We start from the raw sequence: 14,538 nt of genomic DNA on the forward strand, positions 1-14,538 counted from the left end.
CATGTCGAAGGTGCCGTACCGCTCGTGTTCGGCCGGGTAGGACCGCTGGTCCCCGAGTGGTCCCCGAGAACGGTGAAGGGGTGGTCCCGGATTTCTCCGGAACCACCCCTTCATCTGCGACTCCATAGAGTCGGGACGACAGGATTTGAACCTGCGACCCCTTGACCCCCAGTCAAGTGCGCTACCAAGCTGCGCCACGTCCCGGTGCGCTCACCCGCGGTGGCCCGCGTGATCGCGCGAACAGCACCTTACCCCACGTTCCCGGGCGGGCCGAAAGCAGGGCGTGGGGAGGGGGACAATCAGTCGTATGGGAAACACGGGGACAGGGCCACGGGACCGGGACTCCGAGGGGCGGGCCCGCAACGCCAGGCCTCGGGACGGACTGGGACGGCCGCTGCCGTACGGCGCGCCGGGCGTCGAGCGGCAGCCGGAGGGCGTCGTGCGGACCCCGCCGGAGACGGTCGCCGAGGCGCAGGCGCTGCTGGACGCGGGGAAGCCGTTCCACGCGCACGAGGTGTTCGAGGACGCCTGGAAGTCCGGGCCCGGGGAGGAGCGCGGCCTGTGGCGGGGGCTGGCCCAGCTGGCGGTGGGGCTCACGCACGCGGCCCGGGGCAACGCGAGCGGCGGGGCGCGGCTGCTGCGGCGCGGCGCGGGCGCGGTCGAGGAGTGGGCGGCCGGGAGCGGGGTGCGGCGGCCGTACGGGGTCGACACCGAGGGGATCGCCCGGTGGGCGCGGGAGCTGGCCGGGCGGGTGGAGAGCGGCGCCGGGAGCGTGGACGCCGGGGCCGAGGCGCCCCGGCTGCGCGGTGCCGCGTAGTACCGGCGTGATCCGCCGCCGGGGGCATGGGGCAGACTCGGGGGCGTGCGAGAGATTCATGTGATCGGTATCGGCGCGGGCGACCCCGACCAGCTCACCCTCCAGGCGGTCCGGGCGCTGCGGGACACGGACGTGTTCTTCCTGCTCGACAAGGGCGAGGTCAAGAACGACCTGACCCGGCTGCGCCGGGACATGCTCGACACGCACGTACCGGACGGCGGCTACCGGCTGGTCGAGGCGCGGGACCCGGAGCGGGACCGGGCCGCGAGCGGCGGCGCCTACTCGCCGGCCGTCGGGGACTGGCGCAGCGCCCGCGCGGACATCTACGAGCGGCTGATCCGCGAGGAGCTGGGCGAGGACCAGACCGGCGCGTTCCTGGTGTGGGGCGATCCCGCGCTGTACGACAGCACGCTCGCGATCCTGGAGGAGGTGCTGGCCCGCGGCACGGTGGCGTTCGGGTACGACGTGGTGCCCGGCATCAGCAGTGTGTCGGCGCTGGTGGCCCGGCACCGCACCGGGCTCAACCGGGTGGGCAGGCCGGTGCAGATCACCACCGGCCGGCGGCTCGCCGAGGGGCTGCCGGAGGGGGTGGACGACGTGGTGGTGATGCTCGACGCGCACCAGGCGTTCCGCCGGTACGCCGACCAGGACATCGACATCTACTGGGGCGCCTACATCGGCACCCCGGACGAGCTGCTGGTCTCCGGTCCGATCGCCGAGGCCGCGCCGCGCATCGAACGGCTGCGCGCCGAGGCCCGGGAGCGCAAGGGCTGGATCATGGACACGTATCTGCTGCGCCGCAACCCGGCGGGGCCGTCCGGGGCCTGACCGCCACCCGGGCGGCCCGCGCCGGAGTGCGGGGGCGGCCCGCCGGTGTGAGGGTGACCTCGTGACCGTGACCGAGGAAGCCGTACTGCCCGAGGCCGGGCAGCCGCCCGTACTGGACTCCCGCCGGCGCAACGTCGTCTTCGTGACGATCGTGCTGGGCATCCTGCTCGCGGCCCTGGACCAGACGATCGTGGGCACCGCGCTGCCGACGATCGTGTCCGACCTGGGCGGTGCCGCGCACATGTCGTGGGTGGTCACCTCGTATCTCCTCGCGGAGACCGTGGCGACCGTCCTCGTCGGCAAGTTCGGCGACCTGTTCGGCCGCAAGGTGGTCTTCCAGGTCTCGGCGATCGTGTTCATCACGGGCTCGTTCCTGTGCGGTCTGGCCACGAACATGTCGCTGCTGATCGCCTGGCGGGCGATGCAGGGCGTCGGCGCGGGCGGGCTGATGGTGACCGCGATGGCGCTGATCGCCGACGTCATCCCGCTGCGGGAGCGCGGCAAGTACCAGGGCGCGATCGGCGCGGTGTTCGGCGTGGCGACGGTCATCGGGCCGCTGCTCGGCGGGCTGTTCACCGACCATCTGACCTGGCGCTGGGCGTTCTACGTCAACGTGCCGATCGCGGTCCTGGTCGTGGTGTCCGCCGCCCGCACCATCCCGGTGGTGAGGTCGGCGGCCAAGCCGGTCATCGACTACCTGGGCATCGCGCTGGTCGCGGTCGGCGCGAGCGCCCTGATCCTCGCGACGAGCTGGGGCGGCAACCAGTACGCGTGGGGCTCGGCCACCGTCGTCGGCCTGTTCGTGGGCGGTGCGGTGGCGCTCGCGCTGTTCTGCTGGGCGGAGACCCGGGCGAGCCAGCCGATGCTGCCGATGCGGCTGTTCGGCAACCCGGTCTTCACGGTCTGCTCGATCCTCAGCTTCGTCGTCGGCTTCGCGATGCTCGGCGCGATGACCTACCTGCCGAGCTATCTCCAGTACGTCGACGGCGACTCGGCGACGGTCTCGGGCGTGCGGACGCTTCCGATGGTGGTCGGGCTGCTCATCGCGTCGGTCTTCAGCGGCAACGTGGTGAGCAGGACCGGCCGGTACCGGATCTTCCCGATCGCCGGCTCGGCGGTGATGGGCGCCGGCCTGTACCTGATGTCCCTGATGGGGCCGGGCACCGGGGCCTGGCTGGAGTCGCTGTACATGTTCGTGCTCGGTACCGGTATCGGTCTGTCGATGCAGGTGCTGACGATCGCCGTGCAGAACACCGTCGAGTACGCCGACCTGGGCACCGCCACCTCGGGCGTCACCTTCTTCCGCACGCTGGGCAGTTCGTTCGGCACGGCCGTCTTCGGCACGATCTACACCAACACGCTGAAGCCGAACCTGGCGGACGGGATCGTCGCCGCCGCCCAGGTCGGCACGGTGAGCCCGGCGGTCGTCGCCAAGGCGGCGACCAGCCCGGAGGGCCTGCACAGACTGCCCGCGCCCGTCGCCGCGCCGATCGTCGGGGCGTACGCCGACACCATCCAGACGGTGTTCCTGTGGACGGTGCCGGTGGCGGCCGTCGGGTTCGTGGTCGCCCTCTTCCTCAAGCAGGTGCCGCTCAGGGACAGCGCGCGGCTCGGCTCCACCGACATGGGCGAGGGGTTCGCGTCACCGCACGGTCCGGACTCGCAGCGGGTCCTGGAGGCGTCCGTGGCGAAGATCATCGGCCGGGCGGACCTGGAGACCGCGCGCCGCATCATCCGGGAGTCCGGCACCCGGCTGGACGTGGCCGGTGCCTGGGCGGTGATGCAGGTCGAACTGCACACCCGGCTGGTCGGCCACGGCAACCTGGGGCTGATCGCCGCCCGCCGCCGGGTGCCCCCCGAGGTGCTGCTCCCGGTCTTCGACCGGATGGCCGAGGAGGGCTTCCTCACCCGGACCGGCTCCTACCTCTCGCTCACCGCGGCGGGCGAGCACGAGGCCCGGGTGCTCGGCGAGGCCTGGGGCGGCTGGCTGGAGGGCCGCGTCCAGGAGGACCTCGGCCGTCCCTCGGGCGCCGACCTGCGCGCGGCCGTGGACACCATGGCCAAGCGGCTGCTGGTCGAGGACCTCACCGACGGCCTTCCCGACCGCGCGGACGAGCCGGAACCGGCCGGCCGGCCCGGCTGAGCCCCTCAGCCGAGTCCCAGCCGTACCAGTACGCCCGCCACGTCGGGTACGGCCGTCACACCGGCCGGCAGCGGGGGCCTGCGGACGACGACCACGGGCAGGCCCAGGTCGCGCGCGGCGGTCAGTTTGGCGGCCGTCGCCGCTCCCCCGCTGTCCTTGGTGACGACGACGTCGATCAGGGAGTCGAGCAGCAGCGCGGTCTCGTCGGCGACGGTGAACGGCCCGCGCGCCAGCAGCACTTCGGTGTGCGGCGGCATGGGCGGCCCGGGCGGCTCCACGGAGCGTACGACGAAGTGCCGGTCCGTCAGGTGGGCGAAGGCGGACAGGCCCAGGCGGCCCGTGGTCAGCAGGACGCGGGGGCCGAAGCGCGGCAGCAGGTCCGCCGCCGCGGGCAGGGAGGCGACCGGGTGCCAGCGGTCGCCGGGGCCCGGCCGCCAGCCGGGGCGGCGCAGCACCACGGCCGGGACGCCGGTCCGTGCCGCGGCCCGCGCCGCGTTCGCGGTGATCGTCTCGGCGAAGGGGTGCGTGGCGTCGACGAGGGCGTCCACGCGCCGCTCGCGCAGCCACTCGGCGAGCCCTTCGGCCCCGCCGAAACCGCCGACGCGGACCTCCCCGGCCAGCGCGCCGGGCCGGGTGACGCGTCCCGCCAGCGAGGTGGTGACGCGGACCTCGGGGTGTGCGGTGAGGGCGGCGGCCAGTTCACGGGCCTCGGCGGTGCCGCCGAGGACGAGGACGTGCGGGGACATGGGGCGAGCGTACGGGGTCCCGTGCGGGGGTCCGGACGCGGGACGGCCGCCCGGCGGGGGTGCCGGGCGGCCGTCGTGGGGCGGGGTCCGCGTCAGCCCTGGCGGGCCTTGGAGCGGGGGTCCTTCTTGTTGATCACGTAGACCACTCCGCGGCGGCGGACCACCTGCGCGCCGGGCTTCGCCTTCAGCGAGCGCAGGGACTTGCGCACCTTCATGGTGTCCTCCTGGTGTCGGGCGCCGGGCGGGGTCAGCCGCGGGCGGACGCGGTACGGCCGTAGCGGCGCTCGAAGCGCTCCACCCGGCCGGCGCTGTCGAGCACGCGCGACCTCCCGGTGTGGAAGGGGTGCGACGCGGCCGAGATCTCCACGTCGACCAGCGGGTAGGTGTTGCCGTCCGTCCACTCGACGGTCTGTGCCGGATCGGCGGTGGAGCGGATGAGGAAGGCGGTGTCCGCGGCGCGGTCGCGGAAGACCACGAGCCGGGTGTCGGGGTGGATGCGGGACTTCATGGTGTTTCCTTTCCGGGGCCTGGGTCCTGCGGGATGTCCGGGGTTCGCCCGGCCGGTCCTCCCGGGACGCGGGGCCCTGCTGTGCGTGGCGGTCCGGCGCTCTGCGCGGAACCGGCTCAGCGCTCCTCGCGGAAGTCGGCGTGCGCGCCGGCCACCGGGTCGTACTTGCGCAGGACCAGCCGGTCGGGGTCGTTGCGGCGGTTCTTGCGCGTCACGTAGGTGACGCCGGTCCCGGCGGTCGACCTCAGTCTGACGACGGGTCGCGCGGTGCTGCGTGCCATGGGGTCCTCCTCTCGCCCACACCCGGAACTCTGACCCGGGCATGTCATTCACGACCGGTCCAACAACACCCCCCGCCGTCGCATTCCCGGTCCGGCTAGCGCAGCAGCAGCTGGAGTCCGCCGATGACCGTCGCGGCGATGACCAGCTGTTCGAACAGGCGCTGGTTGATGCGGTTCACCGCCCACCTGCCGAGCACCGCGCCGGGGACGACGAACAGCACCAGCGCGGCGTCGAGCAGCAGCGAGTCGCCGTCGATCAGGCCGAGGCCGGCGCTGAAGGGGACCTTGGTGACGTTCACGATGAGGAAGAAGAACGCCGAGGTGCCCAGGAAGCCGAGCTTGCGGAAGCCGGCCGACAGCAGGTACATCGACATCACCGGGCCGCCCGCGTTGGCGACCATCGTGGTGAAGCCGCCGAGCACGCCGTACGAGCGGGCCTTCATCCGGCCCGCCCGGGTGGTCACCGCGTCCGGGTCGTCGGGGGCCTCGGCGGTGCGCCGCCGCCACAGGGTGACCCCGGCCATCAGCAGCAGGATCGCGCCGATCGAGGTGCGTACGACGGCGTCGTCGGCCCACACCAGGAAGAGCGTGCCGACCACCACGCCGGCCGCGACCGCCGGGAACAGCCGTCCCAGCGTCGGCCAGTGGGCGTGCCTGCGGTAGGTGGCGACGGCCAGCACGTCGCCCGCGATCAGCAGCGGGAGCAGCACGCCGGTGGAGTCGCGGGCGGGGAGGACCGCGGCGAAGATCGCGAGGCTGACGGTGTTGGCCCCGCTGACAGCCGTCTTGGAGAAGCCGACCAACAGCACGGCGAGGGCCAGGGCGGCGAACTCCCAGCCGGATATGTGCCAGAGCGTCATCGTGTTCATGCGGAGACCGATGCTATGTCCGGACAAGCCGGTGGTGTAAGTACCGTCTCGCCGATTGGCCCCCGCCCGGGGCCGGCCGCGTCCGCGCGGGTCAGATGCCGATGATCCGGGCGATGGTGCGCAGCACCCCGTTGTCGTTGTTGGACGGGGCGAGATGGCGGGCCCGGCCGATGACGTCCGGGTGGGCGTTGGCCATCGCGAAGGACCAGTCGGCGGCGTCGAGCATCTCCAGGTCGTTGAGGTAGTCGCCGAAGACCATGGTCTGTGCGGGGGTGATGCCCAGCTCGCGCTGGAGGCCGCGCAGGGCGGTGCCCTTGTTCGCGGTGCGGTTCATGACGTCGACCCAGTGCTCGCCGGAGACGACGACCTGGTGGGTGCCGGCGAAGGGGGAAAGCGCGGGGGCGGTGGTGCGCTCGGCGGGGCCGAAGTCGAAGAGGGCCACCTTGATCACGTCGTCGTCCACGGCGGTGACGTCGTCGACGATGTGATGTGTGACATAGTACCGACGCACCTCCGCCAGGAACGCCTCGTCCCGCCGCTCCACGTACGCGGCCCGCTTCCCGCAGACCACCGCGCCGACGTCCACGCCGTCCGCGGCCAGCCGCCGCACCGTCCGGACGACGTCGGCGACCACGGCCGGGGCCAGGGTGTCCGAGCTGAGTTCCACGCCGTCGCGCACCACGTAGGTGCCGTTCTCCGCGATGAAGACCATGCCCTCGGCGACCTCGGCGAACTGGTGGGCCAGGGTGGCGTACTGGCGGCCGCTGGCCGGGGTGAACAGCACGCCGCGGCGGCGCAGTTCGGCGAGCATCGGCCACAGTCCCTCGGGGATGCGCTTCTCGTCGTCGAGCAGGGTGCCGTCCATGTCGGTGACGACGAGCCGTATGTCGGCGGGGCCGGAGGGGAGGTCGGAGGCGGCGAGGAGGGACGCGGGCGAGGCGGGCATGTCCTTCTTCCGGTCGGGGACGGCATTCGTACACCAGTGTCCCTCATGCGGTGGACGGCCCCCGAAACGACCTTTGCGATTCCTGTGACACGACGATCTTCCGAGGGCACAATGTCGGCCAACGGTGTCATGGGGGAAGGACGACGGACGTGAGCGGCAGGGGGCCGGCGGGACTGGTGACGTCCGTGGCGCACAGCGCGCGGGTGTGGAACTACTGGATCGGCGGCCGGGACAACTACACCGCGGACCAGCAGGTCGCCGAGCGGGTGGCCGGGATGCTCCCGGTGATCCGGGACGTGGCCCGCGCGGACCGCGCCTTCCTCGGCCGGGCGGTGCGGCTGCTGGCGGGCGAGCACGGGACACGGCAGTTTCTGGACATCGGCACCGGACTGCCGACGGACGAGAACACCCACGAGATCGCCCAGGGCGTCGCACCCGAGTCGCGGATCGTGTACGTCGACAACGACCCGATGGTGCTGATGTACGCCCGCACCCTGCTCACCAGCGCCCCGGCGGGCGTCACCCGGTACGTGGACGCCGACGTCCACGATCCCGAGACGATCGTGCGGCAGGCCGCCGAGACCCTCGACCTGGGCCGGCCGGTCGCGGTGATGATGCTGAGCATCCTCAACTTCGTCCTCGACACGGACACGGCCCGCGAGGTGGTGCGGCGCGTCATGGCCGCGGTGCCCTCGGGAAGCTTCCTGGTCCTCACCCATCCGACGGCCGACGCGGACGTCGGCGGCCGGGGCACCGCCGAGGCGATGCGGTTCTGGAACGAGCACGCCGCCCCGCCGATCAGGGCCCGTACCCGCGCGGAGATCGCCGGTCTGCTCGACGGGCTGGAACCGCTGGAGCCCGGCCTGGTGCCGTGCTCGCAGTGGCGCGCCGGTACAGACTCCCCGGCGCCGGTACCGCAGTTCGCGGCAGTCGCCGTGAAACCCTGACCGGGACGCGCGCATCCGAGCCCGTCGAGGAGGAGGACGACGAATGCCACCGCTTGTCGACCCCGTGCCCGGCGGGCGTCCCGGTGATCCCGCCCGGGCCCACGCGCTCGCCCACGAACTGTCCGCGCGGGGCGTGCGCGGGATCGTGCTGGCCCATGTGGACACCGCCGGCATCTGCCGGGTGAAGACCGTGCCCTGGCAGCAGCTCCCGGCGGCGGTGGCCCGGGGGGTCGGCATGTCCCCGGTCTTCGACACCTTCCTGGCGAACGACTCGATCGTGCGCACCGACGTCCTCGGCTCCCCCGACGGCGATCTGCGTCTCTACCCGGACCTGGACCGGCTGGTGGTGCTGGCCGGGCAGCCCGGCTGGGCCTGGGCGCCCGTCGACCGCATCACCCAGGAGGGTGACCGGCACCCCGGATGCAGCCGCACGTTCCTGCGCCGCACGGTCGCGGCCGCCGAGGAGGAGCACGGCGTCACCTTCAAGGCCGGGATCGAGGTGGAGTGGGCGGTCGGCCGGGGCACCGCGCCCAACGACGAGTTCGTCCCGGCGGTCTCCGGCCCGGCGTACGGGGCCGCCCGGCAGATCGAGCTCAGCGACTACACCGCCGACCTGCTCGCCGCCTTCGAGGCGCAGGAGGTGCCGGTCGCCCAGCTCCACCCGGAGTACGCCCCCGGCCAGTTCGAGCTCTCCACCGACGCCCTCGACCCGGTGGCCGCCGCCGACCAGAGCGTGCTGGTACGGCAGACCGTCCGCGCGGTCTCGCACCGGCACGGTCTGCGGGCCTCCTTCGCCCCGGCCGTCACCGAGCGGGGCGTGGGCAACGGCGGCCACCTCCACCTCTCCGTCTGGCGCCACGGGATCAACCTGCACGCCGGGGGCGACGCCCGGTACGGCATGACGGTCGAGGCCGAGTCCTTCGTCGCCGGGCTGCTCCGGCACCTGCCCGCGCTGACGGCGGTGACCGCGCCGAGCCCGGCCAGCTATCTGCGGCTCAAGCCCTCCCAGTGGGCCGGGGTGTTCACGGCCTGGGGCCGGGAGACCCGCGAGGCCGGCATCCGGATCGTCACCGGCACCGCCGGCTACCAGGGACAGGACGCCAACCTGGAGATCAAGCCGGTCGACCTGGCCGCCAACCCCTATCTGGCCCTCGGCTGCGCCATCGCCGCCGGCCTCGACGGACTCGCCTCGGCCGCGCCCCTGCCGGCCGAGATCACCGACGATCCGGCCCTGCTCATCCCGGACGAGGCGGTGGCCCGGGGCGTACGGCGGCTGCCGACCTCGCTGGCGCAGGCCGTCGAGGAGTTCCGCGGGGACGAGGTGCTGCGCGCGGCGCTCGGCCCGGTCCTCGCGGACGCGGTGATCGCCGTACGCGAAGGCGAGACGGCGGCCGTCGCCGGGCTCGACGACGCCTCGGTGGCGGCGGCCCACCGCTGGCGGTACTGACCGTGACCGGGCCGGTCCGCGAAGCGCTCGACGCGCTGCCGCTCGTCGACCACCACTGCCACGGCGCGGTCACCGCCGACCTCGAACCGCCGGAGTTCGGTTCGCTGCTCACCGAGGGCGAGCTCTGGCCGGACAGCTCGCCGTTCGACACCCCGGCGGGCACGGCGGTACGACGGCACTGCGCTCCCCTGCTCGGCCTGGACCGGCACGCCCCCGCCGCCGACTACCTCGCGCGCCGCGCGGAGCTGGGCTGGCGGGAGGTCAACCACCGGTTCCTGACGGCCGCGCGCACGGAGGCGTTCTGCGTGGACACCGGCTACGCCCCGCACCCGCTCACCTCCCCGGCCGAGCTGGCCGAGGCGGCGGGCGGGACCGCGTACGAGGTGGTGCGGCTGGAGGGCGTCGCCGAGGAGGTGGCCGCGCGGGGCGTGGAGGCCGGTGAGTACGCGGGCGCCTTCCGGGCGGCGGCGGAGGCGGCGGTACGGCGGCCGGGGGTGGTCGCGGTGAAGTCGGTGGCCGCCTACCGCACCGGTTTCGACCTGGACCCGGCCCGGCCGACGTACGCCGAGGTGACCCGGGCGGCCGCGCTGTGGCTGGCGGACGGCGGCGGGCGGCTCACCGACCCGGTGCTGATGCGCCATCTGCTGTGGACCGCCGTCGGCCTCGGCCGGCCGCTCCAACTCCACGCCGGTTTCGGGGACTCGGACCTGCGGCTGCACCGCGCCGACCCGGCCCTGCTCACCGACTGGCTGCGGCTGACCGCCGGCACCATCCCGGTGCTGCTGCTGCACTGCTGGCCGTTCCAGCGCCAAGCCGCCTATCTGGCCGCGGTGTTCGAGCACGTCCACCTCGATGTCGGGCTCGCCCTGCACCATGTGGGCCCGGCCAGGGCGGGCCCGGTGCTGGCGGAGGCGATGGAGATCACCCCGTTCCGCAAACTGCTGTACAGCTCGGACGCCTATGGTGTGGCCGAGTTCCACCATCTCGGCGCGCTGTCCTTCCGGCAGGGGCTGGCCGCAGTGCTCCAGGACCGGGTGGACGCCGACGAACTGAGCCTGGCCGACGCGGTGAGGATCGCCGCCTGGACGGGACGCGACAACGCCCGCCGCCTCTACGGACTGCCCGCATCGGACCCCGGCCGCGACTGACCGCGCGCCCCACCCGGAAAGTATGATCAAGCAATGTCTGACATGACCGAAACCACGCCCGGTTGGCTGTCCTCCGACGAGCTGGAGATGGCCCGCGCCCGCATGCCGATCCTCTACGTGGAGGCCGTGCCCGTGCGCGTCGACGACAGCGGCGAAGTCACCAGCATCGGGCTGCTGCTCCGCATCGGCCCGGACGGAACGGTCAGCCGGACCCTCGTCTCCGGCCGTGTCCTGCACCACGAACGGGTCCGGGACGCACTCCTGCGCCACCTGGAGAAGGACCTCGGCCCGGTGGCGCTGCCCCGGGTGCCGGCCTCCCTGCAGCCGTTCACGGTCGCCGAGTACTTCCCGACGCTGGGCGTCACGCCGTACCACGACCCGCGTCAGCACGCCGTGTCGCTGGCCTACATCGTCCCGGTGACCGGTGACTGCCGGCCCCGGCAGGACGCGCTGGACCTGGTCTGGTTCAGCCCCCAGGAGGCGGCGTCGGTGGCCGTCCAGAGCGAGATGCCCGGCGGGCACGGCGTGCTCATGAAGCAGGCCCTCGCCCACGTGGGCTTCGTGAGCTAGGGGACGGGGGCGCCCCCGTGGTCGCGGGGGCCGGGCGGGATGTCCTGTTCGGTCCAGATGCACTTGGCGTCGCTGAGGTAGCGGGCGCCCCAGCGCCGGGAGAGGGCGGCGACCAGCTGGAGGCCGCGGCCGCCCTCGTCGGTGTAGGTGGCGTGGCGGATCCGCGGGGTGCTGAGGCTGCCGTCGTAGACCTCGCAGGTCAGGATGCGGCTGCGCAGCAGGCGTAGCCGCATCGGACCCCTGGCGTGCCGGATCACGTTGCCGACCAGCTCGCTGACCAGGAGTTCGGTGGTCATGACGAGGTCGTCCAGGCCCCACCGGGCGAGCTGGTCGCGGACGTGCTCGCGGGCCTGCCCGGCCGCCCGCGGGTCGTCGGGCAGGCCGAAGGAGGCGATGTCGCCGGCGGCCGTGGCCCGGGTGTGGGCGATGAGCAGGGCCGCGTCGTCGGTGGTCGCCTCCCGGTCGGGCAGCAGGGCCGTCACGACCGTGTCGCACAGCTCCTCCAGGCCCCGTACGTCCTCCTCCTGGTCGGTGCCGGTGAACCGGGCCGGGCGGACGCCGTCCGCGGACAGCACCTCCAGCAGCCGGGTCAGTCCCTGGTCCGCGTCCTGGACGGCGGACTCGATCAGCCCGTCGGTGCACAGAACGACCAGGGTCCCGTCGGGCAGCGGCAGTTCATGGGCCGCGAAGGGCGGGGTGGCGGCGCCGAGCGGCGGATCGGGGCTCAGCACGGGGCTGTGGACGGTGCCGTCGGGATACACGAAGACGGGCGGCGGATGCCCGGCCAGCGCGTAGCAGCAGGTGCGGCCGACCGGGTCGTAGACGGCGTACAGGCAAGTCGCGTAGAAGTCCTCGCCCAGGTCGCTGACCAGGTCGTTGAGGTGGCCGAGCAGTTCGTCCGGGGCCATGTCGAGGTCGGCGAGGGTCCGTACGGCGGTGCGCAGCCGGCCCATGGTGGCGGCCTCGGCGATGCCGTGGCCCATCACGTCGCCGATCACCATGGCGACCCGGTCGCCGGACAGCGGGATCACGTCGAACCAGTCGCCGCCCACCTGTTCGCCCCGGCCCGCAGGCAGGTAGCGCGCGGCGGCGACGGCAGCCGGCAGCCGGGGCAGCACCCGGGGCAGCAGGGCGCTCTGCAGTTCCTGGGCGCGGGCGTGCTCCAGGTCGTACAGGCGGGCCCGCTCCACCGCCTGGCCGACCAGCCCGCTGAGCGTGGTCAGCAGGGTGCGCTCCTCCTCGCTGAAGGACCGCGGCTGGTTGAAGGAGAGCATCGCCACCCCGACGGCGCGTCCGGAGACGACCAGCGGCAGGAACGCCCACGCCATCTTCGGCGAGGTCCCCATGAGGATCCTGTCGGTCACGGCCGGGTAGCGCGCGTACATCTGGGCCGGCGACTCCACGAACTGCGGCTCCCGGGTCCCCAGTACGTCGGTGACGGGCATCCCGGCGTTGAGGGGGCCCTCGAACCGCCTCAGGTACGCCTTCGGGTAGCCGACCTCGCCGACCCTGGTCAGCCGGCCGTCCTCGAACACGGACACGACCAGCCCGTCGGCCCGGAACGGTGACAGCACGTGGTCGGCGACGGCCCCCACGACGTCCCGTACGGTCACCGCCTCGGCGAGCGCCGCGGTCAGCTCCGCCGTCCGTACCCTGCGCTCCTGCTCGGGCCCCGGCACCGGCGGGGTCCGCAGCCCGGCCGGACCGGCCAGGCGCTCGGCGGTCCAGGCCGCCACCGTCCGCAGGAACGACAGCTGTACCTCGTCGGGTCCGCCGTCCGCGGCCAGCAGCACGCAGAGCACGCCGAGCGGTCCGTCGGCCCCGGCCAGGGGGACCGCCACCGCGCCGGACGCGCCGGTCCCGAGGCTGTCGCCGTCCACGCTGACCGGCACCCCGCGCCGCAGGGCGCGGGACGGCGCCACGTCCTGCTCCTCACGGAGCTCCGCCCAGGCCCGCACGGCCCCGGCGGCGATCCCCTCGGCAGCCAGCAGCGTCAGCCGGCCGGTGCCCGGATCCCAGCGGTGCAGCACGGCGCCCAGTCCCCCGACGCTGGTCACGGCCTGTGTCAGGGCCAGCTCCAGCGCCTGGGCCCCCGCGGCCGGGGACGACTCGGTCTCGGCCCCTTCCAGGCGGTTCGGGCACATACCGAAAGGCTAACGCGAAAGATCGGACCGGCCACCGGACGGCGTCCGGCGGGGGTACGGGGCACCGAGCGGCCGTGGGGCGGCCCGGTGCCGTGCGCGGTCTCCCCCGGCGCGGCGGCTACGCGGGGTTGCGGCCCACGAAGAACTCCCGGAACGGGTCCATGCTCGGTTCGAGGCCCGCGTCGATCAGCCCCTTGCGCAGGGCGGTCATCTGGGCGTCGTGGATGCGCTGGGTGGGCTGGCGCAGCGGGCCGCCGTTGTAGCCCTGGAGCCAGCCCTGGAACTTCCACGCCTGCCGGTTGAGGAACGCGCCCCCGTGCAGGACCGGCGCGAGCGCGGCCTTGGTCTTGCGGGCGGGGTGCAGCCGCCAGTACAGGTCGGCGGCCTCGTCGTACCTGCCCTCCCGCAGCAGCTGGAAGGCGCGCGGGATCATCGGGCCGTAGTACTCGTGGTCGCTGGTGGCCGAGAACCGCAGCGGCATGATCTGGGAGAGCGGGATCAGCTCGCCCTCGATGGGCATGGAGATGACCACCTCGTCGCCGAAGTGCCGGTGGCACTCGATGACGCTCTGGATGCCCGGGAAGCCGCCCTCGGCCTTGATGGCGGCGATGTTGGGGCAGTCGTCGACGAGCCGTCGCAGCAGCCGCAGGGGGATGTCGGAGGGGTGGATGCGCGGGCTGAAGCCCCACAGGAACATGGGGAAGAGCATGACGGCGAGGTCCGTCGCGTCGCAGACGGCCTTGGTGTAGTCGTAGACGTCCTGCTCGGACTCCGGGTAGAAGTTCGGCGGGTACGACAGCAGCACCAGTTCGGCACCGGCCTCCTCGGCGCCCTTCACCGCCTCGATGTTCTGCTCCAGCGTGCTCCAGCTGGCGTGGTGGGTGAGCAGGAACTCCGGCCCCGCCTCGTCCTTGACGATGCTGAGGAAGTCGAGGTACTCGGGGAGCTGGATGGCGACCTCGGAGACCCCGAGGGTGCCCATGAAGCCGTGTTCGATCGCGAGCCGGGTGTCGTGCCGGACCGCCTTCTCGTTGATGTGCCTGAGGTCGCCCGTGAAGGACGGGATGGTGCAGTTGACGACGCCGACGAGGTGTTCGCGCGCCCATTCGCGGGCTTCGGCGCGGGTGTAACGGGCCATGTGCTG

15 protein-coding genes and 1 tRNA gene are annotated in these 14,538 nt (G+C 73.3%); 7 read left to right on the forward strand and 9 right to left on the reverse strand.

The genetic code is table 11. The features are described 5' to 3' along the window. Nucleotides 1–130 precede the first annotated feature (130 nt). Nucleotides 131–204, reverse strand: a tRNA-Pro gene (locus ACZ619_RS01295). A gap of 103 nt (nt 205–307) precedes the next feature. Between ACZ619_RS01295 and ACZ619_RS01300 the strand changes: the two genes are divergently transcribed. The 3 genes from ACZ619_RS01300 (at nt 308) to ACZ619_RS01310 (ending at nt 3,788) form a co-directional block, all read left to right on the forward strand. Next, nucleotides 308–817 (forward strand): DUF309 domain-containing protein, encoded by a 510-nt coding sequence (locus tag ACZ619_RS01300; protein ID WP_469592753.1) that lies wholly within the window; start codon nt 308–310, stop codon nt 815–817. A gap of 45 nt (nt 818–862) precedes the next feature. After that, nucleotides 863–1,645, forward strand: a complete 783-nt coding sequence (gene cobF / locus ACZ619_RS01305) for a precorrin-6A synthase (deacetylating) (protein ID WP_469592755.1) — start codon at nt 863–865, stop codon at nt 1,643–1,645. A gap of 61 nt (nt 1,646–1,706) precedes the next feature. Then, complete coding sequence (locus ACZ619_RS01310; RefSeq protein ID WP_469592757.1) at nt 1,707–3,788, forward strand: MDR family MFS transporter; 2,082 nt, start codon at nt 1,707–1,709, stop codon at nt 3,786–3,788. A gap of 5 nt (nt 3,789–3,793) precedes the next feature. Here the strand turns inward: ACZ619_RS01310 and ACZ619_RS01315 are convergent, their stop codons facing one another. The 6 genes from ACZ619_RS01315 to ACZ619_RS01340 all read right to left on the reverse strand — a co-directional run bounded on the left by ACZ619_RS01315 (nt 3,794) and on the right by ACZ619_RS01340 (nt 7,138). Next, nucleotides 3,794–4,534: a cobalt-precorrin-6A reductase gene (locus ACZ619_RS01315; RefSeq protein ID WP_469592759.1), complete on the reverse strand. Its 741-nt coding sequence runs from the start codon at nt 4,532–4,534 to the stop codon at nt 3,794–3,796. A 92-nt stretch (nt 4,535–4,626) separates the two neighbouring features. Beyond that, nucleotides 4,627–4,749, reverse strand: coding sequence for a type B 50S ribosomal protein L36 (gene ykgO / locus ACZ619_RS01320; protein WP_362731191.1), 123 nt, complete (start codon nt 4,747–4,749; stop codon nt 4,627–4,629). 32 nt (nt 4,750–4,781) lie between these two features. Then, complete coding sequence (locus tag ACZ619_RS01325; protein ID WP_469592761.1) at nt 4,782–5,042, reverse strand: type B 50S ribosomal protein L31; 261 nt, start codon at nt 5,040–5,042, stop codon at nt 4,782–4,784. Between the two features lie 116 nt (nt 5,043–5,158). After that, nucleotides 5,159–5,323 (reverse strand): 50S ribosomal protein L33, encoded by a 165-nt coding sequence (rpmG, locus tag ACZ619_RS01330; protein ID WP_469592763.1) that lies wholly within the window; start codon nt 5,321–5,323, stop codon nt 5,159–5,161. Nucleotides 5,324–5,418: 95 nt separating this feature from the next. Beyond that, on the reverse strand, nt 5,419–6,192 hold the full coding sequence (locus ACZ619_RS01335; RefSeq protein WP_469592765.1) for a sulfite exporter TauE/SafE family protein: 774 nt from the start codon (nt 6,190–6,192) through the stop codon (nt 5,419–5,421). Between the two features lie 91 nt (nt 6,193–6,283). After that, nucleotides 6,284–7,138, reverse strand: coding sequence for a Cof-type HAD-IIB family hydrolase (locus ACZ619_RS01340; RefSeq protein ID WP_469592767.1), 855 nt, complete (start codon nt 7,136–7,138; stop codon nt 6,284–6,286). A 149-nt stretch (nt 7,139–7,287) separates the two neighbouring features. Between ACZ619_RS01340 and ACZ619_RS01345 the strand changes: the two genes are divergently transcribed. Genes ACZ619_RS01345 through ACZ619_RS01360 form a run of 4 tightly spaced genes read left to right on the forward strand, consistent with a single transcriptional unit; the run spans nt 7,288 to nt 11,250 of the window. Beyond that, complete coding sequence (locus ACZ619_RS01345) at nt 7,288–8,085, forward strand: SAM-dependent methyltransferase (RefSeq protein ID WP_469592769.1); 798 nt, start codon at nt 7,288–7,290, stop codon at nt 8,083–8,085. 43 nt (nt 8,086–8,128) lie between these two features. Continuing rightward, the gene (locus tag ACZ619_RS01350) at nt 8,129–9,532 is read left to right on the forward strand and encodes a type I glutamate--ammonia ligase (protein WP_469592771.1); all 1,404 of its coding nucleotides are present in this window, start codon (nt 8,129–8,131) and stop codon (nt 9,530–9,532) included. A 2-nt stretch (nt 9,533–9,534) separates the two neighbouring features. Beyond that, nucleotides 9,535–10,680 (forward strand): amidohydrolase family protein, encoded by a 1,146-nt coding sequence (locus ACZ619_RS01355; protein ID WP_469592773.1) that lies wholly within the window; start codon nt 9,535–9,537, stop codon nt 10,678–10,680. A 42-nt stretch (nt 10,681–10,722) separates the two neighbouring features. Next, nucleotides 10,723–11,250 carry an NUDIX hydrolase family protein gene (locus ACZ619_RS01360; protein ID WP_469593256.1) on the forward strand — a complete coding sequence of 176 codons (528 nt, stop codon included), beginning with the start codon at nt 10,723–10,725 and terminating at the stop codon, nt 11,248–11,250. Here the strand turns inward: ACZ619_RS01360 and ACZ619_RS01365 are convergent. Both ACZ619_RS01365 and ACZ619_RS01370 read right to left on the reverse strand, forming a co-directional pair. Then, entirely contained in the window at nt 11,247–13,394 is a 2,148-nt protein-coding gene (locus ACZ619_RS01365) for an ATP-binding SpoIIE family protein phosphatase (RefSeq protein ID WP_469592775.1), read from the reverse strand. The two genes, ACZ619_RS01360 and ACZ619_RS01365, sit on opposite strands and share 4 nt — an antisense overlap. Before the next feature lie 118 nt (nt 13,395–13,512). Next, a complete protein-coding gene (locus ACZ619_RS01370) occupies nt 13,513–14,532 on the reverse strand; it encodes a dihydrodipicolinate synthase family protein (RefSeq protein WP_469592776.1) in 1,020 nt (339 codons plus the stop codon). Nucleotides 14,533–14,538: the final 6 nt, after the last annotated feature.

This window comes from Streptomyces sp. NPDC104367 (assembly GCF_055583825.1).